The organism is Candidatus Aminicenantes bacterium (genome assembly GCA_026393855.1).
Taxonomy (GTDB): Bacteria; Acidobacteriota; Aminicenantia; order Aminicenantales; family UBA4085; genus UBA4085.
The window spans coordinates 1-25,805 of the sequence record JAPKZJ010000048.1 but is presented as its reverse complement, the minus strand read 5'-3'; the positions used below and the strand labels follow the sequence as shown (position 1 = coordinate 25,805).

Below are 25,805 nucleotides of genomic sequence, written 5' to 3'. Positions count from 1 at the left end.
ATTCTCCATGTACTCGTAATAGTAGAAATATCGATCAGACCCGCTGGCCTGGCTTGTCCTACCGCCGGAAGTTGCGATTTCCGTCCAATCGCCTTTGAAATCCGAGGCTCGGGCATAGCGGCCGATCACATCCACCGACAGCCGGAGCGTCCCTCTCTCCGGCTCCTTTCACCGCGCTCTTGACGCCGCCGGGGGCCGACCCTACACTTCCGGCATGAAGAAGCGGGGAGATCCCCGGTAAGGAGATTTTCAGTGAATACCAAAAAGCATCCCTTCGTCCTGCATCCCCGGGAGCTTGCCGCCAGGGAATTCAAAGGCCTCGCCAAGCTCAACAATCGGATCGCGGTCAAGATCACCAAGGGCGTCGGCACGATGTGGTGCGCCTACGCCTTCCTGCTGATTGATCTTCTGATGCTGCCGCCGGTCATCAAATCCGGGAGCATCATGATCTGGGTGACCTATATCGCCCAAACCGTGCTCCAGTTGGTCCTGTTGCCGATCATCATGGTCGGCCAGAACGTGATCCAATCTCAAAACGAAGCCAAAGCCGATACCGACCATACCACGCTGACGTATCTGGCCACCCTGCAGGACGAACAGATGCAGGAACTGAAAAATCAGACGGCGATTCTGCTGAAGCTCGAGGCGCTCTTGCGTAAGGGTTAGAACGCACTTGACCTCCGCCACGACTCCGGCTATTCTCATGAAAGAACTTCCCCCGTTAGCTTCGGCGAAGGGGCGCGGAGCCGATCCGAAAGGGTCGGCTCTTGCTGTTTCTAGGCTCGAGCTGAAGCAGCAGCTTTCGGATGCGCCTTCGTTTGACACCCATCTCTGGTTTCGCTAACTTGAGAGCGTGTTCCAGCCGCGCCACAAGGAAATATCCATGAAACGCAATCGCATCGCCGCCTATCTTGCAATCCTCTTGGCTGCCTTGTCCGCTTCCCTTCCCGCCGGGCAGGACAAGGCGCCCGCCCTGGGCGTCGGGGCCCACGAGATCACCATCCGCAACGTCACCGACAAGCCCTTCGCCTACACCCTCCGGCCCTACGGCTCGGAGGACAAGCCCCAGGCCTATACGCTCAAGCCGGAGTCCCTCCACCGCTTTCCGGCGCCGGGCATCGTTGTCGTCGGCTACCTCAAATACGGCCGGGAAATAACCTATTCGCTCTACCCGGGCCGGGCCTACTCCTTCCGGATCGGCACGGGGGGCCAGGTGGACATCTGGGTCGGGGCCCACGGCAAGGAAGACGCGGTCGATCTGGCCCCCTTCGTCCCCACGGCGCCCGAGGTCATCATCAAGATGCTCGACCTGGCCAAGGTCGGCCAGAGCTCGGTCGTCTACGACATCGGCTGCGGCGACGGGCGGATCGTGGTCACGGCGGCCAAGGTCTACGGCGCCCACGGCGTCGGGATCGACATCGAGCCGGCCCGCATCCGCGAATCCAAAGCCAACGCCGAGGGCGCCATGGTCGACAATCTGGTCAAGTTCAAGACCTCCGACGTCATGAAGGTGGACCTCTCCCCCGCCACGGTCGTGACCATGTATCTTCTCCCCGAATCGAACGCCCTCCTGCGGCCCAAGCTGGAGAAAGAGCTCAAGCCGGGGACGTTCATCGTCACCCACAACTACATGATCCCCGGCTGGGAAAAGAAGGAAGTCGAGTCGGCCGTCGTCCCCCTCAAGGACGGCACCGAGCACAGCGTCTTTCTCTACAAACGCTAGGACGGAATCAGCGGATCCGGCGGATCGAGGCGGCCGGCACCTCGATCTCACCCTTCGGCGCGCCGACGCGCCGCGCTTCGTTCCCCATGTTGAGCGCCCAGAGGCCGTCCGTCGTCTCGACAAAGTACAAGTCGGGTGTGGAGAGGTTCAGGCTGGCCGGCTCGCGCTTGAGAATCCCCCCCGCGACAGCGGCGCGGATGCCGTCCTTGAGGAAGCGCAGGGGGAGGTTTTGGGCTTCGATCCAGCTCTGCTCCTCCTGCCGCATGTCCATCGGTCCGTAATAGGCGAAGACCGTACCGCGGCCGATCGCCCGGCGCCAGGCCCCCTTCCCCTGCGGAGCGTAGCGCATGGCCAACAGGGGCCGGATGTCCGAGGCCAGGCCGGTGAAGGCCCGGGTCAGGAACAGGCCCTGCAGCGACGCGATCGAGGGGAGCACGCCCGGCCTCTCGACCGTCATCTCGGTGATGCCCCGGATCTCGTCCGTCTCGGGCGTGAAGCCGGCCAGGCCGTCGAACCCCGCCGTGCTCCCGTCCCAATCGGGCGGACGGCAGTCCAAAACGAACAAGGTGCCGCCCTGTTCAACCCAGGCGCGAATCGTCGCAACCACGGGGGCATCCATGATGCCGGCCCCGGCCAGGATCAAAACCGACTTCCCGGCCAGCGCCCCGTCTCCGATCATCCGATCGTCCAGAAAATCGCAGTCGACGAACCGCCGCAGGTTGGCGGCCAGTTCGCTCCAGTCCTGTCGGTTCGCCCCGGTCTGCCGCGAGGTGGGAAGAGGATGATAGAGCGCGACGTCGATCACCGGCTCGGCGGTCCGGCGAAATGACGCATAATCGCGGAGGAACTCTCCCCCCCGCCCCGCCGCCGGAACGCCGCCGGCCTCGCCCATCAGCTCGGGCGTGTTGTAAAGGAAGAGCTGACGGGCGCCCGACGTCACGGCGTTGAAGAGCCGGCCGAGGGTGCCGACGGGTGTAACGGTAGCGGCCGGCTCGTGGCCGAAGCCGGCGCCGTAAAAGCGGCAGGCGGAGCCGACCAGCCGAGTCAGGCGGACGTTCATCGGGAAAGAGCTGGCCTCGTTGGTGATACGCAGGAATCCGCCCCGGGCCGCTGCAACCTTGGCCTGGGCGCTGAAATCCGAGCCGTGCTCGGGGGCCATGTCGCCCCCGGTGCAGAGGTAGATGTCCTCGCCCGGGAACGCCTCCCGCGCGGCCGCCATCCAGAAATCGGACCAGTCGGTCATCGCCCCGCGGTACCAGCGCAGGAATTCCTGGAAAGCCCGCTCGGACGGCGCCCGGTCCGGAAGGAAAGGCGCGATTTCGGCAAAAGACGCGAAACCGCTTTTCCAGGCCCGATTGAGCGCGGAGATGTCGTCCCCATAGAGGGCGCTCATCGCCGCGCGGAAATCGGCGGCGGACAGAGCATCTCCGCACCAATACCCGGGATGGGAATGGTACTCGCCCGGCCAATTCCCCAGGACGGGATAGATGGCCTCCCCGTAATCGCCGGAAATCCCCAGGTTGACCGACTCCAGCACACCCGCCGGCCGGAAATGCGCGGCGAACGCCCCAAGGTAAGCACGGACGTATTCGCGCAACCGGGGGCTCCACAACGATGGGACTGCCGAGTCGCGCCCGTGCTCCAGGCAGCGGAACATCGTCATCCCGGGGTCGGTCCGGACGAAGTCGGGCGTCACGTACCAAGGCCCGGCGATGACGAAAGGAACCCATTTCAGGCCGTGGGCCTTAAAAAGAGCGACGTCCGCGTCATATTCCGACCAGTCGAGGACCCCCGGGGCCTTTTCCACCTTGTTCCAGAAGACGTACGTCTGGATGCTTGTGACTCCCAAGCTCTTAAGCAGGTCCAGCTTCGCGCCCGCGTCTTTGTCGTCATGCGAGACGGAGCAGACGGTGATCTGCAAAGGCAAGCCTACGACCGGTCGGGATTGCGGAGCCGCCGGGACGGCGAAAGCCAGGATCAGCCCGGCCGTGAATATTCGGCGCAGTCTCCTCAAAGGGATCAGCGACTCACTTCGCGGCCGGGGCGCAGCCCGCCTTGGCCGCCGCGAACTCATCGGGGGGGACGAGGACGACGGCCTTAATCGAGGGATCGATCATCCGGAAGAGATTGGCCAGCGTTTCCTCGGCCGATGACCGGGCCCGCTCGCGAATCCCCTCCCGTTGGGCGTCGTCCAACAGCCGTCGCCGGCATTCCTCTTTGACCGCCTTGATGAACTCGATGGCGTCGTCGGCTTCGAGATCGATGCCGGCTTGGGAGATGATCTCGAAGCCCTTGACGAAGACTTTTCCGGCTTCGTCGTAAATGAGCCAGGGGTTGATGTCCTTGCTCAGAATCTCGGGCTCGGCTTGGATGAAAACGGTCCCGGTGACCGGGCAGAGGAAGAACCCGGCTGGGCCGATCTTGGCCAGATCGTAGCCGGCCTGGACGACACCGCGGGCCAGATAGGCGAGGTCGCGCCGGGCCAGCAGGGACTCGACCATCAGGTCGGCGAAGGCGGGCGTGAAGCGGTTGTCCATGAGCTCGGGCTTGACCAGGGTGATCAGATAGGCCCGGTCGAAGGACCGTTCGGCCAGCCGGGGATTCATGATGCCGCGCCGGATCAGGGCGCCGCGCACGGCATCCAACAGCAGCTCCTCGCCCGGGGTCAGCACGAGCCCGGCCGGATTGGACTCGTTCATCAGACGCAGGAGAACCTTCTCGGCCTCGGGGACGGCCGTGCGGACGAAATAATTGCGGGCCGTGCCGATGACCTCGCCGTAGTACTCGGCCGTGATGAGATATTCCACGGCCTTGACGTCGTCCAGGGTCAGGGCGGTGGGCTTGAAAGTCAGAGTCTCGCGGAAGAACCCGAAATCAAGGTGAAAGACATAGCGCATGGCCAGAAATCCGGCCAACAGTACGGCCGCCGTCCAGAGCAGAGCCTTGAGGAAGGAGGCGGCCGCAGAATGGGGCGGGCGGGGGCGTCGTTCTCTCATGGCGCTCCTCACTCGTAGGCCTTGAAGGTCAAGGGGCCCGCGTCCGTGAACTCCAAGTCGACGACTTGGAAGCCGAATCGGATCAGGACCCGAGTCAAAAGGGCCCGGGTGTTGGCTTCGGCCCGCTTGCGCAGGCCGAGCCCGTCCAGGCTGCGGCGAACGTCGGCGTCGGCCAGGCGGAGAAATTCCTCCATGTCCTCGAGCCGGATGGGGTTGAGGAAGCGGCTGGAGGTATAGCTGCGGTCGACTTCGACCTTCTCGAACGGATAGGAATAGGCCACGATTTCGACGGGAGGGAGCTTGACGCGGACGGTGTTCCCGGAGACGTCCACATCCGAAGCCTTAATCTTGGCCAGGTCGATCCCGGCCGTGATCTCGACCTTGGAGAAGGCCAGGAAAGAAGCGTTCTTGAGCTTGATGAAGACGCGCTTCTCCTTCTCGCCCCAAACGATCTTATGGAACGTGAACTTGACGGTGGCCAGCTTGGCGGCGCTCTTCAGCCGGTTGAGCAGGACGCTCTTCCCGTCGGCCGGGGCGCACCCGGACGCCAAGAGCAGGAGAAACGACGCCAAAAGCGCCGCCACGACGGCTTTCCTCATATTCTCCCTCCCCAAGCGCGGCGGACGTTTCGACCGTCCTAACCGATCCAGCCGATTCGGCCGGGATCGTTAGGGCGGACGCCGCGTCGGCTCACCCCTATTATACGATAAATGATGGAAAAATCGGGGCGGACCGACTATTTGGCCTCGAGAACGGCCTTTTTCAAGCCCGGGGGGACTTGAGCCTTATTGGCCTCGGCCTGGGCCAGGACGGTCCGGGCCTTGTCCAGCTTTTTCTGCATGAACAGGAGATTGATCAGGTTGGTGGCAGCGCTCGAGTGGCCGGGAGCCGCTTTGAGGGCCGCGCGGTAGGACTGCTCGGCGTCGGTATAAAGCTTCAGCTTGAACTGGCAGTTGCCCGCAAAATAATAGTACTCCGCCGGCGAGGTTTCCTCGGCCGTGATCAGCCCCTGCTTCAATTCCTCGCCTTTCTGGTTGATCCGGCCCTGGTTGACCATGACATCGCCGGCATAGAGGCCTTCCTTGCACTTGGTCTGGGCAGCGCGCGCTTCAAGATCGGGCTCGGCGTCGGCCATAGCCCGGGCGGAATTCATGTCTTTGTCCAGCTTGAGAGCCTGCAGCCGCTTGATCGCTTCGTCCAGCCGCTTGAAGCCGGCCTTGGCCGCATCCATGGCCGCCAGCGCGGCTTGGAAATTCCCTTCTTTGTAGAGCCTTTGGGCTTTGACGTGGAGCGCGGCATGATGATCCGGGATCGCGGCGAAGCAGGCGGCCAGCTCGGCGTCGCACTTATCGAGCTTGCCCTGATCCAGATATTTCTGAGCCTTCTGGACCGAATTCTCCAGGAGCTTGTATTTTTGGGCCAGTGCCGTTTCGTCCTGTCCGCCCCAGACGGCCGGAATCGTTAAGGCCAGGAGGAGAAATCCCATTGCCAAAATGCTGATTTTTCTCATTTTAAGCCCTATCGATGCTTTGCACATCCATTATACGATCGAGACTTGCCTTGCGCAACAAGGCTCGGTCCCGCGCCCCCGGGGCGACCCCAAGCCGGACCTGACTGGCACTTTAAAATAATAGTTCCGTTCTGGGCAGGTTGGTGAAGCGGCTTGGCGTCGGGCCGCCCAGAACGAACGAGCCGGAAATATGCTAGGATGTTGACGGCATGATTTCCGTCGAACCCAAAATCGACCTATCCGTCGTCATCCCCGCTTTCAATGAGGAAGCGCGCATCGGGGCCAGCCTGAACGCCGTGCGGGCCTACCTCGAGTCGCGGCCATACGCCTCCGAGATCATCGTCGTCGACGACGGCTGCCGGGATCGGACTTGCGAAGTGGCGGCCGCATGCCTCACCGGCAGGCGCGGCGACCAGATCTTGCGGCGGGGCAAGAACCGCGGCAAGGGTTTCTCGGTCGCCGAGGGGGTCTCGGCCTCGCGCGGCCGGCTCGTGCTGTTCAGCGACGCCGACCTTTCGACCCCGATCGAGGAGGTCGAGAAGCTCCTGCCGCTCCTCGATCGCAATTTCGATATCGTCATCGGCTCGCGGGCTCTGCCCGAGTCCGACATCCGGATCCGCCAAAGCCGCTGCCGCGAAGGGATGGGCAAGACCTTCAACTTTTTCGTCCGTCTGCTGGTCCTGCGGGGCATCAAAGACACCCAATGCGGATTCAAGCTTTTCCGCCGCGAAGCAGCCCGCGACATCTTCCCCCGGCTCAAGACGCGCGGCTTCAGCTTCGACGTCGAGGCCCTCTTTGTCGCCAGGCGGCGGGGCTGGCGCATCGCCCAGGTTCCGGTCGTCTGGAACAACTCCCCCCAGAGCAAAGTCCGGCTCTTCCGTTCTTCGGCCTCGATGTTCCTTGATTTATGGCGGATCCGCCGCCTCCACCGGCGCGACCAGGACGCCTCCGCAGGAGAAGCCGGCCGGTGAAAGACCGCAAGACGCTCCTGATTCTCCTGGCCGTCGTGTTGGCCGTCAGGCTGGCCTATTTCGGTCTCTTCCGCGATCGGCTGTTCAGCGGGCCGTCGACTCAATTCGAACAGGCCTTTGCAGCCATCAGCCTGCTCGAAGGGCACGGCGTTTCCGTCCCCGCCGTCCAGCCTCCCGTGGTCTCGGCCTCCGACCCCGACCGGTTCGTCGATCCCGCGACCTACGAGCTCAAAGACGCCGCCCGGCTCCCCTACATCAAGGAAGTCCCCGGCTACGCCTTCCTCCTGGCCGGTCTTTGGAAGCTCAGCGGCAGCCGGCTCTGGCTCTGGGCCCAGCTCCTGCAGATCCTGCTCGAGCTCATCGCCGCCTGGGGGCTCTGGACGCTGACCCGACGCTTCTTCGGCCGGCGGGCCGCGATCGGGAGCGTCCTGGTCTTCGCCTTTCTCTTTCATGAGGCCCGGGCCAGCGTCATCCCCTACAAGGACATCATCCTGCTTTACGTCATGCTGGCGGCGGCGTTCCTGGCCGCCCGCGTCTTCGAAGGCGGCCGGGAAAGCCGCCGGCCCTGGCTTCCATTCGCCCTCCTCTGCGCCGCGACGGGGCTCGGCTATTACTTCATGCCGAACATCCTCCTGTATCCGTTTTTCGCCGCCGCGGCCTTGTTCCTCTTGCGCAAGATCAAGCTCCGGACTGCGATCGTGTTCGTCCTCCTGGCGGCCGCCATCGTAGGCGCCGCCGTGTATCCCTATCAAGCCTATGTCCGCGCCCATCGCCATGAACCCGGAGTGATTCCGCCCCTGTTCTGGTATCGCTTTTGGCTCGGCAATCAAGTCCGGGCCTTCTACTCGACCGAAGAGGAGCGCTTCCAGGACCACCTCCGGGATCGAATGGCGGCGACGGGACAAAGCCTGGAAGAGATTTGCCGGGAGGAGTTTTTTGCTTCAGTCAAGGCCGCGCCTCTCGCCTACGCCGCCCGCACCGCCCGCAAGCTCCTCTTCGGCACGGTCATGGTCTACGGCAACGGCGGCGACGCGGCCTACTCGACCAGTTGGAGCAAGTTCAAAGCCGACAATCCAGAAGCGGGTTTTAAGGCCTATGCCCGCAGTCGGCCCGGCCGCATCCTGGGGATGATCCTGGGCACCCTCTCGGCATCGCTGCTATTCCCCCTCGCCATCGCCGCCGTCATTATTCTCGGTCGCCGCAAAAAACTCGCCGTGGCGCTGTTCTTCCTGCATATCCCGCTCTACTACATCCTGCTTCACATGTTCTTCCACTACGAAGCCCGCTACCTTCTCGGCACCCTGCCGGGGTACCTGCCGCTCGTCGGATTCCTGCTGGCCGCGGCGACGGAACGCCGTTTTAAAACACGTACGCCTGAAGCATGACCAATAGTCCCATGAGCGACGCCAGCGCCAGGCTGTGGAAGAAGACGTAGCGCAGGATCTCCCCTTCTTTCCCGTACCAGCGCGTCGCCGTGCTGGCCACGACGATGCTCTGGGCGTCGATCATCTTGCCCATGACGCCGCCCGCACTGTTGGCCGCGGCCATCAGCACGGGATCGAGCCCGAGCTGGCGGGCGGTGATAGTTTGCAGGCTGCCGAAAAGCACGTTGGAGGAGGTGTCGGATCCCGTCAGGGCGACGCCGAGCCAGCCTAGAAGGGTTCCGAAGAAGGGATAGAGAACGCCGGTCCGGGCGAAGGCCAGCCCCATGGCCGCGTCCAGTCCGCCGTAGCGGGTGACGAAGCCGACGGCCATCATCGCCGCGACGGTGAGCAGCGAGAACCGAACCCGCTTCAGGGTCTTGATCCAGGCGCGGAGTACGGCCCGGGGTCGATAGCCCATGACGGCGGCCGCGAGAAGGGCGGCGAAAAGAATCCCGGATCCCGTAGCCGATAGCCAGTTCAGCACGAATACCGCGGGCTCCGGCGCGGCGGCGGCGACGACAGGCGGGACGCGGAGGACGAGCTTGTCCAATCCGGGAACCGCGATCCGGACGATGGAAATCCCGTCCAGGAATTTCTTGACGGCCGGCACGCCCCAGGCGAAAACGACCAAGCTCAAAATAAGCCAGGGTGCCCAAGCTCGAACCATTTCGCCTTTCGCGGCCGGCGCGGTCCCAGTCACGGCCGGCTCGTCACCGCCCGTATAGATGCGGCGGGGCCGCCAGATCTTGAGAAAACCGACCAGCCCCGCGATCGAGACCGCCGCCGCCCCCACGCCCGCCAGCCAGGGTCCGTGATAGGTGGCTATTAAATACTGGGGGACGGCGAATGAAATACCCGCCGCCGCCAGGGCCGGCCAAACTTCGGCCATGCCCCTAAAACCGGCGTAAGCCCAAACCAGCCAGAACGGGATGAGCAGGGAAAAGAGCGGGAGCAAGCGGCCGACCATAGCGCTCAAGGCGCGGATATCGAGGCCCGTCACCCCGGCCAGGGCGACGATCGGCGTTCCCAGGGCGCCGAACGCCACCGGAGCGGTGTTGGCGATGAGGGATAAGCCCGAGGCGGCCAGCGGCTTGAATCCGAGGCCGATGAGGATCGCCGCGGAAACCGCCACCGGCGTCCCGAAGCCGGCTGCGCCCTCGAAGAAGGCGCCAAAGCAAAAGGCGATCAAAAGCAGCTGCAGCCGCCGATCGCAGGTGACGCCCTCGAGGCTCGTCCGGATCGTCGTGAACAAGCCTTTGCCGTCGACCAGGGTGTAGAGGAAGATGACGTTCAGAATGATCCAGCCGATCGGAAAGAGTCCATACGCGGCGCCGTAGGCCGCCGCGGCCGCGCCTTTCCCGGCCGGCATCCCGAACCCGAAGATCGCCGCCGCCAGGGCCGCGCCCAGCCCGGCCAGGGCCGCCCAATGCGCCCGAATCCTAAAAAACGCCAGCGATCCGAGCAGGACAAACACGGGCAAAGCGGCCAGAAGCGACGACAGGAGCCAATGGCCGAGCGGATCATAAGCCTGATTCCAGGGCATCGCGGGCTCTCCTTGCCGGGGATTATACCTCCGCCGGGTTTGAAATTTCCCCTCGATTTCCATATGCTTAAGCCGCTCCGATTCGAATCAAGGACGGTGGCCGAATGAAAAACGAAGATCCCCTGGCTCTCAACCGGCGGCGGTTCCTCGAATACTTTTCATCGATCGGATTGGGAGCCACCCTCCTGCCGGGCGCCCTGCTGGCCCAGGCCCAGGATTCGCCGCAGATCACCCTGGGCATGGTCGACGAGGCGGCCCGGGTGGCCGGGATCTCGCTCTCGCCCGAAGCCGAAAAAAAGATCGCCGACGCCTTGAGCCGCAAGGGGGGCCTGACGGCCAACTATCAGTCCCTTCGCGAAATGAAGCTGGGCAACGATGCCCCTCCCGCAATCGTCTTCAATCCCCTCCTCCCGGGCCAGCATCCGCCCCTGTCGCGCGGCGTCTTCAAGTACTCCAAACCCAAGGTCGCCAAGCCCAAGACCGACGAGGATCTCGCCTTTCTGTCCGTCACCCACCTGGCCCAGCTCCTCAAAAGCCGGACGGTCACGTCGACCGACCTGACCAAGCTTTACCTGGAGCGGCTGAAGAAATACGACCCCGTCCTGCACTGCGTCGTGACCCTGACCGAGGAGCTGGCTCTCAAACAGGCCGCCCGCGCCGACGCCGAGATCAAGGCGGGGAATTACCGCGGCCCGCTGCACGGCATCCCCTGGGGCGCCAAAGACCTCTTGGCCGTCAAGGGATACAAGACCACGTTCGGCGCCTCGCCCTTCAAAGACCAGACGATCGACGTCGATGCGACCGTCTTCACCCGCTTATCGGAAGCCGGGGCGGTTCTGGTGGCCAAGCTGACGCTCGGAGCCCTGGCCATGGGCGATCGCTGGTTCGGCGGCCAGACCAAGAGCCCCTGGGACCCGACAAACCCCAACAACGGATCGAGCGGGTCCTCCGCCGGACCGGCCTCGGCCACGGCGGCGGGGCTGGTCGGGTTCGCCGTCGGCTCGGAGACGCGGGGCTCCATCATGTCCCCGGCCGCCCGCTGTGGTGTCACCGGCCTGCGGCCGACCTTCGGCCGGGTCAGCCGCTACGGGGCCATGGCCTTAAGCTGGACCATGGACAAGCTCGGCCCTCTCTGCCGCACAGCCGAGGACTGCGCCCTCGTCCTGCATGCCGTGAACGGTCCGGACGGCAAGGACAATCACGTCATCGACGCGCCCTTCGACTGGGACGCGACTTGGGACGTCCGACGCTTGCGGGTCGGCTACGTCAAGTCCGATTACGAGGGCGACATCCCGGTCGATCCCCAGAATCCCCAGCGGGCGGAGCGGATGAAGGAAGCCCGCAAGACCAGCCTCGAAGCCCTGGCCGTCATCAAGTCGCTCGGCGTCAAGCTCGTCCCGATCGAGATGCCCCGGTTCGATACGGCGCCGATCGACTTCGTCCTGACAACGGAGGCCGCGGCCGCCTTCGACGAGCTGGTCCGCAGCGACCGGTTCGACCAGATGACGGCCGATCCCGAGCGCAGCTCTTGGGTCGGATCGCTGCGCCTTCACGAATTCGTCCCGGCCGTACAGTACATCCAGGCCAACCGGGCCCGTTACCGGCTGATGGAGGCCTTCGCCAAGGTCTTCGACGGCATCGATCTTTTCATCGGGAGCCAGCTGGGGGTGACCAACCTGACCGGCCACCCGGAGATCAACCTGGTGCCGGGATTCAATGCCCAGGGCCAGCCGGCCAGCCTGCGCTTCACCGGCCGCCTCTTCGGCGAAGAGGACATCCTCCTGCTGGCCCACGCTTTCCAGGGCAAGACGGACTTCCATCTTCGGCGGCCTAAGCTCTGACCCGCGGCCGCCTTCAATTTTCGCCCTGGCCGGGCGACTCAATTTGTGTTGGATTTTCTAAGGACCCGAAAGGGAACCGCGATCCGTCCAAGGGGGGAATGATGCGCTTCCTAGCGCCCGCGAACCAAGGTTTTCTGCCGCCTTACATCCTGGAACGGCTGGCCCAAGCCGCCGAGGAAGCCCTCCGCAAGGCCGCCTTCGAGGCCATCGGGATGTCGGCCTCCCTGCGCGCCCTGCGCACGGCGCTGTCGGCCATGCCGATCATGGCCGCGATCCCCTCGCCCGCCAAGGGCAGGGAACGGCTGATCTACGACATGGGCGGCGAATCCTTTCCCCTGCCGGGCCGGCTCCTCATCCGGGAGGGCGCCTCGCCCCTGCCTCGCGATACGGCCGGCCGCGAAGCCTACCGGCACCTGGGAGCCACATACGATTTTTTCAAAGCCCTGTTCGATCGCGATTCGCTCGACGATAACGGCATGGCCCTCCTGGCCAGCGTCCATTACGGCCGCCGCTACACCAACGCCTTTTGGAACGGCGAGCAGATGGTCTTCGGCGACGGCGACGGCAAGCTCTTCCGCCGCTTCACCCGCAGCCTGGACGTGGTGGCTCACGAGCTGACGCACGGGGTGATCGCCCACGCCGCCAACCTCGAGTATTACGGCCAGCCCGGCGCCCTGAACGAGCATTTCGCGGACGTTTTCGGCCTGCTGGTCAAGCAGCGCCGGCTGGGGCAGACCGCGGCCTCGGCCAATTGGCTGATCGGAGCCGAGATCATGGGCCCCCGGACCAAAGTCAAGGCGATCCGGACTTTCAAGGCCGAAAAAGCCTACGCCAACGACCCGATCTTCGGCAGCGACCCGCAGCCGAAGCGGATGCGGGACTACGACGACGGCCCGGACGACAACGGCGGCGTCCATATCAACTCGGGCATCCCCAACCACGCCTTCTATCTGGCCGCCCTGGCGATCGGCGGACGGGCCTGGGAGACGCTCGGCCCGGTTTGGTATCGGACCCTCGGCCGGCTGGGGCGGCGGGCCGATTTTGCCGCCGCGGCCGAGACATCGTGCGAAGTCGCCGCCGCCCTGCACGGCCCAAAAAGCCCGCAGGCCGCCGCCGTCAAGGCGGCCTGGAAGGCCGTCGGCATATCCCCCGCACGACCGAAGCGCTTAAAGAAAGAATCTTAAATCCCATTTCCGGGAGATGGTCGAGCGTCACGGAAACGAGAGAAGCGCGGGCCTGACGCGGCCGGGGCTGGCTTGGACTGGCCGATCGGGATTAGAATAAGAGCCGGCATGAAGATCTCCATCCGGCGCTCGGGCGGGTTCGCGGGCCCGCTCCTCAACAAGACCCTGGCCGTCGATACGGCGGCCATGCCCCCCGCTCCGGCCCGCGAGCTCGAGGCCCTGCTCTCGGCCATTCCCGCCTCCGCCCTGCACGGCCGGCGCTATCACGCCAAGGGCGGGGCGGACATCCTGAAATACGAAGTGGCGATGGAGACCCCCGAAGGGAGCGTCCGGTTCTTTTTCGACGAATCCGCCGTGCCCGAGGAATTCCGGCCCGCCTGGCTCGTCCTCGAAAAAATGATCGATTCCTGACCGGGAACGAAAAGGCGATGGACACCGTCTTTCATTACTACGCCGTCGCCGTGCTGGCGAGGGCCGCCGGCTTCCGGCCGGACGACGCCTTGACCATCGCCACCGCCTCGCAATACGTCGATGACGCCACGGAAAGCGGCCCCATCCGGGTCGGGAGCTTCCTCTTCGATCCGGTCCGGACGGCCCATGAAGGCCTGCACGTCTTCAGCTGGTCGGTCCAGAAGAAGATCTATATGCCCTTTCATTTCCTGCCCGCCCAACCGTTCGCCCCGGATCTGCTCCCCGATCCGCACTTCGAGACGACCGCCGACTCGCCGTTCGCCAATCTCGTCCTGGACGGCGCCCTGGCCGAGCCGGCCGGCGTCTTGGGACTGTGCCGGATCGGCATCGCCCTGCACGCCTTCGCCGACACCTGGGCCCATCAGCATTTTTCCGGCAAGAGGGATCGCATCAACAACATCTCGGCCCTGGCGATCTGCCGCGACGGCCGCTGGGTCCGGCCGTTCTGGAACAGTCTTCTGCTCGACATCCTGCCCCGGATCGGACATCCCCAGGCTTCGGCCTACCCCGATCTTCCCCACCTCGTTTGGCGCTACAGACGGGCCTCGGGACGGCGGGTTTTCGTCCGGGACAACCCCGTCCTCTTCCTTCAGGCGGCCCGCCGGATCCACGAGCGCCTCCTCGAAGCGCCCAAGCCGTACCCCTCCGTCGCCATCTGGACCTGGGCCGCGATCGAGGGGCGGCTCCAAAGCCTGTTCCGTTCGCCCGACGAGGCGAAGCGGGACGGCGACGGCTGGCGGGAGGCCTTTGGATCGCTCTTCGACGGGCTCCCGTTCCGCTACGACAAGCTCCGCTGGCGGATCGAGGCCTTCGACGACGCCACCAAAGTCCGCTGGGACGGCAAGAGCCGGGCTTCCTTCCGGCGGATGTGGTTCCGGCTCGAGGACGGCTTCTACGACTCGGCCTGGGTCCACTTCCACCGCGCCGCCCAGAAGCACCTCGATTTCGTCCTGGCCCGGATCGTCTGACGGGCGATGCGCTTTGACTCGGAGCCGCGGCTCGGCTATCATATATTCTTATAGAAATAGTCGACTATAACGAAGGAGCCCTCTATGCGCAATCGATCGCTCGTCGCCGGGCTGGCCGCCCTGGCCTTGGCCGCCGCCCTGCCCGCCGTCCTGGCGTCCGGATCCGCCGCCCAGGCCGCCCAGGGAGAGATCGTCTGGAAGCCGGTCCCCGGGCCCGGCAAAAAGTGCCCCATCGACGACGCCTATTACTTCAAATACGAGTTCAACGAGAAGCCCAAGATGGGCATGAGCATCCTCAAGATCCAGGTCTTCGATAAAAAAAACGACCAGGTCGTCCCGTTCAAGGCCACCGGCCGCTCGGACATGCCCTCGATGCGGGGGGCCCACGACTCGGGTGACGTCGAGTTCCGGCTGAACAAGAAGAACGATTACCTCCTCCCCGTCAACGTGGTCATGCCGGGGGATTGGGAGATCCGGCTGATCTTCTGGCTCAACGGCAAGCCGGTCTTCCACGGGAGCATCCGGTTCGATGTCTAAACGGGAGCGCTGGGCTGCCGGCCTGACGGCGGCCTTCCTTCTCGCGGCGGCAACCCCTCTGTTGGCGACCAAGGCCCTGCTCTACTTCGAGGTCCAGGGCATCGGGGGCTATTCGAGCGGGGCCAAGAAAGCCATTTTCTACTCCACGTCAGCCATGGAGTCGATGCAGAAGCCCAGCCTGGGTTTCGACTATGTCCAGCGGTTTTCGGGCCCCTCGGGCGATATTGCCGTGCTCTCGCTCCAGGCCCGGCTGGCCTGGAACCCGGACGGGGATAAGGCCCTGGAGCCGCAAATCTACAACGCCTACCTCAAGTTCAAGACGAAGGTCGCCGACATCTGGATCGGCCACAACACGCCGCGGTTCGGACTCTCGGCCGCGCTCGACAGCCACAGTCTGCTCATCCAGCCCCTGGCCATGTCCGGCTTCGGCTTCGACCGCGACTGGGGCCTGGGCTTCGAAAAAGATACCGCCAACGGAAACTGGGGCGTCTCGCTGACCACCGGCTCGGGCATGACCACCAAGTTCAACGGCGGGTACTTCCTGGCCGGCCGCATCGGCACGGGCATTCTCAACGAGGACAACGCCAGCGGCGGATTCTCCCTGGGATACGGGCAGCTCGTGGACGCCGCCGGGACCAACGTCTTCAGCGATCGGCTGATCAACTTCGCCATGGCCGCCATCGATCTGACTTGGCTCCACAACAACGTCGAGCACCGGGTCGAGGTGGCCGGCGGGCAAAAAGACGACCGGGGCGCCTTCGCCGCCCTCTACCGGATCGGGTACGGCCTGCTGCCGGAGAACAGGCTCAAGATCGAGGTTCAGCCGGCCGTCATCCTGGTCAACAACATCACTCGGCTGGAGGTCTCGGCCGGGGCGACCTATCTTCTGCACCCCGACTGGACCCTGCGGACGGCCGCCGTCTACGACACCGAGGCCAAAGACGCCCGGATCGTCTTTCAGGTCTATTTCTACAAAGGGCTGAACCTTTGAGAATCCGACGAGGCGTGGCGTTGGCCCTGCTCCTGGGAGCCGCCGCGGTCCTTCGCCTCCTAGCCGCCGTAGGGTGCGAGCTGAACGACCCGGACCGCGACGTCAAGCGGCTCTTCCCGGGAGCGACCTCCTTCAAGACCGAGTACGTCTCCCTCCAGCGGGCCGGGGGGGAAGCCTTGCTTCGCCGCGTCGAAGCCAAGCTGGGCGACAAGTTCCAAGGCCTATACGAAACGATCGACGTCTCCTACACGATGTACCGGATCTACAAAGGGACGGACCTCGTCGGCTACATCCACGGCGTCAACCAGAAGGGCCGCTACGGCGGCATCCAGGTCTTCCTGGCCCTCGACCTCAAGGGGGTCATCCAGGCCTTCTATTTCCAGAAGCTGACCAATCAGGCGGCCGGACAGCTGCGTGATCCGGCCTTCGGCAAGCAGTTCGTCGGCCTGACCCTGGCCGATTTCGAAGCCTACGATCCGGCCGTCGGAGCCGTCAAGCCGGGAACGCGCCTGGCCGCGGTCAAGAATCCGGCCCCTTCCGCGGAAGACGACTTCAAGGCCGCCTTGCGCGGCGCCAAAAAGAACCTGATCCTCTGCGACGTCTTCCTCTTGGGCGGGGCGAACGTCAAATGATCGATCCATCCGTCCCGGCCGGACCGGGCCGGATCGGCATGATCACCAAGGAGTCGGAATGAACGCTAAAAAAATATCCATCTATCAGGTAGCGGCCAAGAACCTCCTGCGCAAGAAGACGCGGACGCTGCTGACCATCCTCGGGATCGGGCTGTCGGCCTGGGTGTTGACCAGCCTGTTCGGGTTCAACAAGGGCTACGAGTCGGCCCTCAACAAGGACATCGACAACATGGGCTTTCAGATTCTGCTGACGGCCAAAGGCTGCCCCTACGAGGCGGCAACCATGATGCTCAAGGGCGGGACCGGCCTGCGCTATATGCAGGAATCGGTCTTCGCCGACATCCTCAAAAATCCCGAGGTCGAGCGCATCACCCCGATGCTGATGCAGGCCGTCTTCGACCCCAACAAGGGCGAGACCGGAGGCATCAGCGCCTACCTGGGTGTGGACCCCGGCTCCTACCCCGAGATGAAGGCCTTCCTCAAGTTCCGACAAGGCGTCTGGTTCAAGGACCCCCTGGGCCGCGAGGCGGTCATGGGCTATGAGGCGGCCGAGCTCGAGCAGCGTGAGATCGGGGACAAGATTTTAGTCCCCGAGAAGAACATCGAGTATACGGTCGTCGGTATTCTGGCCCGCTCCGGCACCCAGGACGACGGCACGATCTTCATCCCCATCCGGACCCTGCAGAAGGACTTCGCCCAGGAAGGCAAAGTCACGGCCGTCGGCATCAAAGTCCACAAAGAATCCAATATGGTGGCCTTGGAAAACAAGCTCTATGAGCTGCCCGACGTCCAGGTCGTCAGCATGGCCCAGGTCAAGACGACCATCATGTCGCTCGTCTCGACGGCCAAGGTCATGGTCTTTTCCATCGCCCTGATCGCCATCCTGATCGCCATGCTGGGGGTCGTCAACACCATCCTGATGTCGGTCTTCGAGCGCTTCCAAGAGATCGGGATCATCAAGAGCATGGGGGCCATGCCCTGGGATGTCTTTCGGATGATCTGGACCGAGACGGTCATCCTCTGCGTTCTGGGCGGCGCCTTGGGAGTCGGATTCTCCTTCGGCTTGGCCAAGCTGACCGACCTGCTCATCCGCCGGCTCCTGCCTTATACGCCCACCGGCAGCCTGGTCATCGTTAACGGCCGCTTGGGATTGATGACCCTGGGCATCGTCCTGGTCATCGGGCTCCTCAGCGGGATCTACCCGGCCTGGAAGGCCTCCCGCGTCCGGCCCCTCGAATCGATCCGCAGCGAAGGAGAATGATCATGGCCACCGAAATCCCGGCCTTGGAAGCCGTCAATCTGCGCAAGGTCTACAAGCGCGGCGCCGAGGACATCGTCGCCGTCGACAACATCTCCCTGACCATCGACAAGGGCGAGTTCGTCTCCTTCATCGGCCCTTCCGGCTCGGGCAAGACGACCCTGATCAACATCCTCGGCTGCCTCGACAACGCCACCTCCGGCAGCCTAAAGATCGGCGGCCGGACCGTCTTCTCCGAGAACACCTGCCTGTCCGAGGCCGCCCTGACCAAGATCCGGCGGGTCGTGTTCGGCTACATCTTCCAAAAGTTCTACCTGGTCCCGACCCTGACCGTCTGGGAGAACGTCCTCCTGCCCTTCACCTTCTTCCGCAAGGCCGAGGCCCAAGCCGACCCGATGGAGATCCTGACCTTCCTCGGCCTGGACAAGAGGGTCAACCACCGTCCCTCCGAGCTCTCGGGCGGCGAGATGCAGCGGGTGGCCATCGCCCGGGCCCTGGTCAACAAGCCCGAGATCCTGCTGGCCGACGAGCCGACCGGCAACCTCGATAGCAAACGGAGCACCGAGATCGGCGAGATCCTGCGCAGCCTGAACGAGCGGGAGAAGCTGACCGTACTGCTGGTCACCCACAACCCCGCCCTGGCCAAGATCGCGCATCGGACGATTTCCCTCATGGACGGCCGCATTGCGGTATGAGCCCGGCTTGACTTTCCGTTGCAACGATCTATCATGGGCAAACGTTGTTTAAAGCAAGGAGTATCCTTTTCATGAAAAAATACCCGACTGCCCTGATCCTGTTGCTGGCGGTCGCTTCCCTGGCCGCGGCCCAAGAAGCGTCCCCCAAACGGCCGTTCGAGATCGGTCTCTACGGAGGCTTGTCGTTCGGGGCCAATACCTGGACCTCGAGCTACGGCGTGTCTTGGAGCGACTACAACGTGACGAAAGTCGAAGAAACTTTCATCATCGAAGCGTTGCACAAGCTGGGCCTGACCGGCGGCGTCTTCGCCACCTATTACTTCAGCCCCGTTTTGGGCCTTCAGCTCGGAGTGGGCGGAATGCACGAAACCAACCCCAACACCTCCTATTACCAGTTCGCCTGGCTGTGGAAGTCGGACGTGGACAACCTGAAGTCCCGCGAGTTCACGGATACGGGGAGCCTGACCGCCATTCCGTTCTCCTTCAACCTGGTTTGCCGCCTGGGCGAAGAAAGCGTCAAGGGCGTGCTTTCGGCCGGAGTTTCGCTATTCCAGAACTCGATGCGGGCTGAATCGACCTTCGGCTACGGCGTCGACCTCATCGAATCTGTTTTCGTCGATCCCAACTATGTCGTGACCCAATATGTCGACGCTCTTCCGGTCAAGATCGAGATCCCCGACACCAAATGGACCATGATCGGGGCCAACCTGGGCGCAGGCCTGGACATCGAGACGAGCCCGACCACTTCGCTGCGGGCCGACGTCCGGTACTATTACTGCCCGGGCAAATCCATCAACTGGAATTTCGTTCAGGGGACCTATGACGGGATGTTCTACAACAAGATCGTCGATCGGCCCTTCGGCCAGGCCGAGCTGGACGAGATCGCCGCCCGCGGCCGGACCCTGACGATGAAGATCAACCCTTCGTTCTTCCAGTTCTCGGTCGGGTTCTTCCTGCACTTCGGAGGGGCCAAGGCGGACTGATCTTTCGCGATCTCTTTTTTCGATCTTTGGTCAACCTTTTCCGGGGTCGGCCAGTCTATATCCATGACGTCCCCCATTTGCCCGTCCGAGGTTGATCATGCCCAACGTCCGTAAGACCTTTATTCCGGCACTCCTCGCCGTCGCTCTGGCCGCCCCCCTTGGCGCGGCCCAAGCCCCGAACGGCTCCGCCGCGACATCTAAAAAGAGCTATACCGCCGTCCGTATCGAGTCCGCGCCTCCCGCGATCGACGGCCGACTGGATGACGGCGCCTGGGCCAAGGCCGCCTGGGGGGACGGTTTCATCCAAAGCCAACCCTACGAAGGGCGGGATCCCTCGGAACAGACCGCCTTCAAGGTTCTTTACGACGACAAGCATATCTACGTCGGAGTCCGAGCTTCTGATTCCCAGTCCGGCAAGATCGAGCGGCGCATGTCGCGGCGGGACCAGGCCGACGGCGACCTGATCACGGTGGCCGTCGACAGCCTGTTCGATCACCTGACCGCTTTCGTCTTCAGCGTCAACGCGGCAGGCGTCAAGTCCGACCAGCTTCTGGTCAACGACGGGCAGTCCAACGGCAACGAGGAGGACATGAGCTGGGATCCCATCTGGGACGTGGCCACGGCGGCGGGTGTTGACGGCTGGACGGCGGAGATGCGCATCCCCCTGTCGCAGATCCGCTTCAGCCCCAAGGACGACCAAATCTGGGGTTTGCAGGTCCGCCGCAACCTCTTCCGCAACAACGAGTCGTCCGATTGGCAGCTCATTCCGCGCAACGCCTCGGGGATCGTCCATCTCTTCGGGGAGATGCACGGGCTCGAGGGACTGGCGGCCCCTCACCAGATCGAGATCATGCCCTACACCGTAGGCAGCCTGCAGTCCCAACGGGCCGTGCCCGGCAATCCCTTCGCGACCGGAGGCAAGCAGTCCCTGCTCGGCGGAGTCGACGGCAAGGTCGGTCTGACCAGCGATCTGACCATGAACTTCACCATCAACCCCGATTTCGGCCAGGTCGAGGCCGACCCGTCCGTCGTCAACCTGACCGCCTACGAGACATTCTACGAGGAGAAGCGGCCTTTCTTCGTCGAGGGGCGCAACATCTACAACTTTCAGCTCATGGGCGGCGACGGCGACTTCGCCCAGGACAATCTCTTCTACTCCCGGCGTATCGGCCGCGAGCCGCATTACGCCCCTGCGGTCGACGGATTTGCCGACCAGCCCGGCTCGACCTCCATCCTGGGCGCGTTCAAGCTGTCCGGCAAGACGAAGTCCGGATTCTCGCTCGGGCTCCTGGAGAGCGTGACATCCCGGGAAAGCGCCTCGATCTTCGCCGGCGGCATCTATGGCGACATTCCCGTCGAGCCCCTGACCAGCTATTTCGTCCTGCGCGGCCAACAGGACTGGAACGGCGGACAGACGATCCTGGGCGGCATGGTCACGGCCGTCAACCGCCGGCTCGGCGACGGCGCCCTCGACTTTCTGCACGGCGCGGCCTACTCGGGCGGAATCGATTTCCTCCACACTTGGAACAATAAGAACTACTACGTCTCGTTCAAAGGCGTGGTCAGCCGCGTCCAAGGAACGACGCGGGCGATTCTCGAGACCCAGCTTTCGCCGACCCATTACTTTCAGCGGCCCGACGCCGCTTATCTGAGCCTCGACCCATCCCGCACCTTTCTCATGGGCACCGGCGGCAATATCGAGCTGGGCAAGCAGGGCGGCGGGCATTGGAATTACGTCGCCGGCGTCACCTGGCGCTCGCCGGGCCTGGAGCTCAACGACGTGGGCTATCTGCGGCAGACGGACGTGGCCATGCCATATGTCTGGGCCGGCTACCGGATCTACGAGCCCTGGGGGCCGTTTCGCAGCGTCAACATCAACTTCAACGAATGGTCGGGGTACAACTTTGGCGGCGAGACCATCTTCAAGGGCGGCAACATCAACCTCAACTTCAATCTCAAAAACTATTGGCGGGCGGGGTTCGGTTACAACATCCAGGGCCAGTCAATCTCCGCATCCTCGCTGCGCGGCGGTCCCTCCCTGCGCTTCCCGTCCGGATACAGCACCTGGTTCAACATCGAGACCGACATGCGGAAGAAGATCCGCGCATCCGTGATGGGCGGGGCCTTCGGCCGAGGGAACGGCGACAGCTCGGACGTGCAATTCCAGCCGGGTCTGACCATCATCCCCAGCTCGGCCTTCCAGATCTCGATCATGCCGATGTACGAGCGGAGCCATAACATCCTCCAGTACGTCGGAACGCAGGCGATTGGCGCGGATCCCCGCTACATCTTCGGGACGATCGAACAGAAGACGCTGGGCCTGACGCTGCGGCTCAACTACAGCCTGACCCCGAACCTGACCGTTCAATACTACGGCATGCCCTTCGTGTCCGCGGGGCGCTATCGGGATTTCAAGCGCATCACCAACCCCAGGTCCAAGTCCATGGACGATCGTTTCCGGCTTTTCGGCGGAAGCGCTTCCTATGACGCGGCCGGATCCCAATATGTCGTGGATGAGAATGGGGACGGCGCCGCCGATTACGCCTTCGCCAATCCCGACTTCAGCTTCCGGCAGTTCCGCTCCAACCTGGTTGTGCGCTGGGAGTATACGCCGGGCTCGGCCCTGTATCTCGTCTGGTCGCAGGGCCGCACCGGCTATCTCATGGAAGGCTCGTTCGACTACGGCCGCGACGTCCAGGGGCTGTTCGACACGCACCCGCAAGACGTCTTCCTGGTCAAATTCTCATATTGCTTCCAACTGTGAGACGGCGGGCGATCGAGCGGGCGTCAGTCTCCTACGCCCGGGTGTTCGCGCAATTACCGAATGATCGACTCGAGCCGTCCGATAGGGGCTTAGTTGGTTTTCTGATCTTCCCGGGCATTGAGGGCCTCCCCCATCGCTTGGACCAGCCGATCGCCGGCGTTATCGAACGACTGGATGAAACAGCCGCTCCAATTATCGTATCCCACGACGATTTTCGTCCCTTCGATTGTGCCCTCGGAATAGACCCCGTCCAGGCCGAAGATCGGAGATGCGGAATCAAGCCCGAAGCGCCGCTCCAAAAATAGAAGAAGCGGGAAGATCGCCTCCTGCGGCTCGTCGGCCATCTCGAAGGACAAGCGCCCGTTGGCGCTGGTATAGAGCCGCCCTCGGAGCGCGGAAGCCCCGGCTTCGGCCGCCGCCGGAACCGGCTCGGGCGTCCGGCCCTGCTTCCGGCGTGCCTTGAGCCATTCGGCCGCCTGCCAGCCGACGAGCGAGCCTTTGTATTCGGTGTTGGCCCGGCCCTCATCGGCCAGGCGATGAAGCTCCTGTCGCAGAAAGCCGCGCAAGGCGGGCCCGGCAGATTCCTCCCCTTCGGGGGGAACCGTCACACGGACGAAGAAACCGTTCGGGTCGCGGCCCTCTTCGCTGACGAGGATGTAGTAATAAACATCCTCATTGCGCTGATCGAAGCTCTCGAAAGCCGCCGTCCAGGAGCGGCCGTCGCCGAGCTTCGTCGGTCGGGGGAATTGGGGCCAGGAAGGCTTCATGAAGCTCTTTTCCGACCCCCATCTTAGCATAACTGGGCGCCTCCCAAGGGGAGATCGCGCGGTCACGGCTGTCGTTCAGAGACGCCAGGCCAAGCCGACTTTCATCTCCAGACCGGAAAGATCGAGGAGGAATGGCCGCGACGGCGGAGTATAGACGCCGACATAGACATTCGAGTATGTCCAGCTGCCCCAGGTATTATTAATATGATAATCTTTCACCCAATACTCGATATCCCGATAGACGGACGTCGTTTCATAGGGGGTGGAGTTGTCGTCGGCGTGCCCGCTTCGGTAGGTGAAATCGCCTTTGGCTCCGCTCGCGCGGCGATAGGCCCATCCGGCTTCCAAGAAAGCATCCAATCTGTTCGATAGCCCCACACGAAGCCGGCCGCCCGTTTCCACGATCAGACCGGCTCCGCGCCCGCTGGCCGAACCTCCGTAGACAGATCGACTCCAATGGGATTTTTCGTCTGTCGTGGTTTGGGTTCGCTCACAATCCCATGCGAACCGAGCCCACATCCACCCGGCCGCAACATAGGCCGAGAGGTCGACCTTTTTGGATATGGGGAACCTGAATCGGGCGCCGAGGGTCGGCGCCCAGGCCCTGACGGCCAAGCGATGGACCGGATACTCGATCTCCAGCCGATAGATATTCACCATTTCTACGGTATCGGGGTTGAGGTTGCGGCCGTCAACCACCGCGGAACCCGGGACGCTCGAGCGGCCCGAAATATAAGACAAGCCTAGGAATAGGGACCATCTATCGTCCACTTCATAAGCCAGCCGGGCGCCGGCTGGGAACAAGTTGCGTAGCCGGGGGTACTCGCCCTCGATGCCGTCGACAGTCGAATACGTAAACCAGCTTCCTTGTCGGGCCGCCGCGCGTTCGAATTGAAGCCGATAATAATAATCGTCAAATCCCGCGTAATAATCCGAAAACAGATTGAGATCCGCCAACCCCGCCAGAGCCCAGCCGCCCATGGCTTCCAGAGAGAACCGCTGCAGGAAGGTGCGCTGGACGGCCGGCTTCTTTTTCCGGGGCATGATTTGCGCGGCGGAGGGGATCGCCAAAGCCATACCCATGACCGCCGCCAATAACAAAGCCGGCCGGAAAGCGCGGCGGCTCATGGCCGGCCTCCCTTTTTAGCCGCTGCGGCGATTCGATATTTTTCAAGAAGGACGCGAGGCGGCGTCAGGTCCGGTAGGGTCTGCTCATGACTTAAATCGAGGGGCGCGACGGCGCTCATCCCTTCGCCCCAGTATAGCCATCTTTGAAAGCTCGGGCTGATGTCATATCCCGAGTAAAGGCGGAAGATCTCCGCCAGGTCCATCGTGCTGAAAGGAGAGAAAGCTCGGGTCTGGTATAGGAAACTGAAAAACCGGGTCAATCCTGCCCGGTTGCCGACTTGCCTGGCCATGGCCTCGATGACTTGGGCGCCTTCCCGATACGCTCGGGCATCGAAGCCCACGGCAATGGGGAGCCGGCCGCCGACGATGTTGGTCCGGAATTCGGCCCCCGGGACGGCGAAGGTGGTTTGATAAGTCATCTCATACCAGGAGGTGGCCGCTTCGTCCCACCAGGAGTCCCGATACGTACGAGCGATGAGACTGCAGCCGAAATACATATGGGTAATCTCATGCCGGAGCACCGAAAGCGAAGAGATCGTGCCTCCGAAATATTCCATTCCGCCTCCCCCGCTGACCAGAAAGATGCTCAAGCCGCGAGGCATGGGAAAGGGGCCCAGCTCCGTGATCATTTTGGGCAGCCAGTCGTTGAGCTTGTCATAAGCGACGGGGATGGAAGGCCGAGCCCCTGCATTGAAGGCCATGATCCGGACCGGAACTCCGGCGATCGTCCGCTCGTCGAGAGCGGAATCGGCTTGGGGCAGGAGGGCGAAGAGCACGGTGTACGAGGCGACTTCCCGCTCGGTGTCGAGAATCCAGGTTTGGGGCTGGGCCGAGATCGGCCGCACCCAGCCCGAGCCGATGCAGCGGTACGGGCTCGGGCTGTCGACGACCAGGGTGATCTCGTGTCGGGCCAGCTCTTCGGGCGAGTTCAAGGTCGGGAAGATCTCCTCGTTGCCGTGGCCGTCCAGGTCGTTGACTTCGGTCGAAAAGCGAGGGTAGCCCTCGGGCTGGGTGAAAGTGTAGCTCATCTCGAGGATATGTTCGACGCCCTCGGCCAGGTCGCGCTGGAATTCGACGGCCTTTTGCGTCGTGCCGGGAAACTCGACGATGCGAACGGCTACGGTGTTCGCGGGATCGAGCGGCTCCCCGTCCAGCCGGACGGCCTGGATGGATCGTCCCCGAGTCTCCGGGTCGAAGTGGACAAGAGGCCGCGTCTGGCCGGGCCGCATGACGAAGACGAGCGTCGCTTCGCCGTCGACCCGGAAAGTCTCCGGGTGGTAAACCAGTCGGACCGTGATCGTGCGGATGTCGATCCGGAAGGTGTCGGCCAGGAGCTTCGTTTCGTCCAGATTCCTGACCCGTAAACTTGAAACGCTTTGAGACCTGGCGCCCGAGCCGGAGCTAAGGACGGCCAGGCAA

At 63.4% G+C, this 25,805-nt stretch carries 23 protein-coding genes; 15 read left to right on the top strand and 8 right to left on the bottom strand.

The features are described from left to right. Nucleotides 1-252 precede the first annotated feature (252 nt). Nucleotides 253-666 carry a hypothetical protein gene (locus NTZ26_05405; GenBank protein ID MCX6559934.1) on the top strand — a complete coding sequence of 138 codons (414 nt, stop codon included), beginning with the start codon at nucleotides 253-255 and terminating at the stop codon, nucleotides 664-666. Nucleotides 667-883: 217 nt separating this feature from the next. After that, complete coding sequence (locus NTZ26_05400; protein MCX6559933.1) at nucleotides 884-1,723, top strand: class I SAM-dependent methyltransferase; 840 nt, start codon at nucleotides 884-886, stop codon at nucleotides 1,721-1,723. A gap of 7 nt (nucleotides 1,724-1,730) precedes the next feature. Here the strand turns inward: NTZ26_05400 and NTZ26_05395 are convergent, their stop codons facing one another. The 4 genes from NTZ26_05395 to NTZ26_05380 form a co-directional block, all read right to left on the bottom strand. Then, a complete protein-coding gene (locus NTZ26_05395; GenBank protein MCX6559932.1) occupies nucleotides 1,731-3,737 on the bottom strand; it encodes a hypothetical protein in 2,007 nt (668 codons plus the stop codon). 13 nt (nucleotides 3,738-3,750) lie between these two features. Then, the gene (locus tag NTZ26_05390) at nucleotides 3,751-4,719 is read right to left on the bottom strand and encodes a DUF4230 domain-containing protein (GenBank protein MCX6559931.1); all 969 of its coding nucleotides are present in this window, start codon (nucleotides 4,717-4,719) and stop codon (nucleotides 3,751-3,753) included. Between the two features lie 8 nt (nucleotides 4,720-4,727). Then, on the bottom strand, nucleotides 4,728-5,318 hold the full coding sequence (locus NTZ26_05385; protein MCX6559930.1) for a DUF4230 domain-containing protein: 591 nt from the start codon (nucleotides 5,316-5,318) through the stop codon (nucleotides 4,728-4,730). A gap of 137 nt (nucleotides 5,319-5,455) precedes the next feature. After that, a complete protein-coding gene (locus NTZ26_05380; GenBank protein ID MCX6559929.1) occupies nucleotides 5,456-6,229 on the bottom strand; it encodes a tetratricopeptide repeat protein in 774 nt (257 codons plus the stop codon). A gap of 209 nt (nucleotides 6,230-6,438) precedes the next feature. Between NTZ26_05380 and NTZ26_05375 the strand changes: the two genes are divergently transcribed. Both NTZ26_05375 and NTZ26_05370 read left to right on the top strand, forming a co-directional pair. Continuing rightward, entirely contained in the window at nucleotides 6,439-7,200 is a 762-nt protein-coding gene (locus NTZ26_05375; protein MCX6559928.1) for a glycosyltransferase family 2 protein, read from the top strand. After that, complete coding sequence (locus NTZ26_05370) at nucleotides 7,197-8,585, top strand: glycosyltransferase family 39 protein (protein MCX6559927.1); 1,389 nt, start codon at nucleotides 7,197-7,199, stop codon at nucleotides 8,583-8,585. The genes NTZ26_05375 and NTZ26_05370 overlap by 4 nt, the downstream gene beginning before the upstream one ends. Here NTZ26_05370 and NTZ26_05365 read toward each other — a convergent pair. Beyond that, nucleotides 8,560-10,167 carry an L-lactate permease gene (locus NTZ26_05365; GenBank protein ID MCX6559926.1) on the bottom strand — a complete coding sequence of 536 codons (1,608 nt, stop codon included), beginning with the start codon at nucleotides 10,165-10,167 and terminating at the stop codon, nucleotides 8,560-8,562. The genes NTZ26_05370 and NTZ26_05365 overlap by 26 nt on opposite strands. Before the next feature lie 104 nt (nucleotides 10,168-10,271). On the opposite strand from NTZ26_05365, the gene NTZ26_05360 reads away from it, so the two are divergent. The 11 genes from NTZ26_05360 (at nucleotide 10,272) to NTZ26_05310 (ending at nucleotide 22,491) form a co-directional block, all read left to right on the top strand. Then, nucleotides 10,272-12,008, top strand: a complete 1,737-nt coding sequence (locus NTZ26_05360; GenBank protein ID MCX6559925.1) for an amidase — start codon at nucleotides 10,272-10,274, stop codon at nucleotides 12,006-12,008. A gap of 98 nt (nucleotides 12,009-12,106) precedes the next feature. Beyond that, nucleotides 12,107-13,192, top strand: a complete 1,086-nt coding sequence (locus NTZ26_05355) for a M4 family metallopeptidase (GenBank protein ID MCX6559924.1) — start codon at nucleotides 12,107-12,109, stop codon at nucleotides 13,190-13,192. Nucleotides 13,193-13,300: 108 nt separating this feature from the next. Continuing rightward, the gene (locus tag NTZ26_05350) at nucleotides 13,301-13,603 is read left to right on the top strand and encodes a hypothetical protein (protein MCX6559923.1); all 303 of its coding nucleotides are present in this window, start codon (nucleotides 13,301-13,303) and stop codon (nucleotides 13,601-13,603) included. Between the two features lie 17 nt (nucleotides 13,604-13,620). Beyond that, on the top strand, nucleotides 13,621-14,631 hold the full coding sequence (locus NTZ26_05345) for a hypothetical protein (protein ID MCX6559922.1): 1,011 nt from the start codon (nucleotides 13,621-13,623) through the stop codon (nucleotides 14,629-14,631). An 84-nt stretch (nucleotides 14,632-14,715) separates the two neighbouring features. Further along, entirely contained in the window at nucleotides 14,716-15,168 is a 453-nt protein-coding gene (locus NTZ26_05340) for a hypothetical protein (protein ID MCX6559921.1), read from the top strand. After that, nucleotides 15,161-16,159 (top strand): hypothetical protein, encoded by a 999-nt coding sequence (locus NTZ26_05335; GenBank protein MCX6559920.1) that lies wholly within the window; start codon nucleotides 15,161-15,163, stop codon nucleotides 16,157-16,159. Before NTZ26_05340 ends, NTZ26_05335 begins: the two co-directional genes overlap by 8 nt. Continuing rightward, nucleotides 16,156-16,791, top strand: coding sequence for a hypothetical protein (locus NTZ26_05330; protein MCX6559919.1), 636 nt, complete (start codon nucleotides 16,156-16,158; stop codon nucleotides 16,789-16,791). Before NTZ26_05335 ends, NTZ26_05330 begins: the two co-directional genes overlap by 4 nt. A 58-nt stretch (nucleotides 16,792-16,849) precedes the next feature. Beyond that, nucleotides 16,850-18,052 (top strand): ABC transporter permease, encoded by a 1,203-nt coding sequence (locus NTZ26_05325; protein ID MCX6559918.1) that lies wholly within the window; start codon nucleotides 16,850-16,852, stop codon nucleotides 18,050-18,052. A gap of 2 nt (nucleotides 18,053-18,054) precedes the next feature. Next, on the top strand, nucleotides 18,055-18,744 hold the full coding sequence (locus NTZ26_05320) for an ABC transporter ATP-binding protein (GenBank protein ID MCX6559917.1): 690 nt from the start codon (nucleotides 18,055-18,057) through the stop codon (nucleotides 18,742-18,744). A 71-nt stretch (nucleotides 18,745-18,815) separates the two neighbouring features. Further along, a complete protein-coding gene (locus NTZ26_05315; GenBank protein MCX6559916.1) occupies nucleotides 18,816-19,727 on the top strand; it encodes an outer membrane beta-barrel protein in 912 nt (303 codons plus the stop codon). 97 nt (nucleotides 19,728-19,824) lie between these two features. Further along, nucleotides 19,825-22,491: a DUF5916 domain-containing protein gene (locus NTZ26_05310; protein ID MCX6559915.1), complete on the top strand. Its 2,667-nt coding sequence runs from the start codon at nucleotides 19,825-19,827 to the stop codon at nucleotides 22,489-22,491. 89 nt (nucleotides 22,492-22,580) lie between these two features. Here NTZ26_05310 and NTZ26_05305 read toward each other — a convergent pair whose 3' ends face one another. The 3 genes from NTZ26_05305 to NTZ26_05295 all read right to left on the bottom strand — a co-directional run. After that, nucleotides 22,581-23,258 carry a hypothetical protein gene (locus NTZ26_05305; GenBank protein MCX6559914.1) on the bottom strand — a complete coding sequence of 226 codons (678 nt, stop codon included), beginning with the start codon at nucleotides 23,256-23,258 and terminating at the stop codon, nucleotides 22,581-22,583. Nucleotides 23,259-23,333: 75 nt separating this feature from the next. Further along, complete coding sequence (locus NTZ26_05300; protein ID MCX6559913.1) at nucleotides 23,334-24,386, bottom strand: hypothetical protein; 1,053 nt, start codon at nucleotides 24,384-24,386, stop codon at nucleotides 23,334-23,336. After that, nucleotides 24,383-25,805: hypothetical protein (locus NTZ26_05295; GenBank protein ID MCX6559912.1), on the bottom strand; the 1,423-nt coding region annotated here is incomplete at its 5' end. The genes NTZ26_05300 and NTZ26_05295, both read right to left, overlap by 4 nt.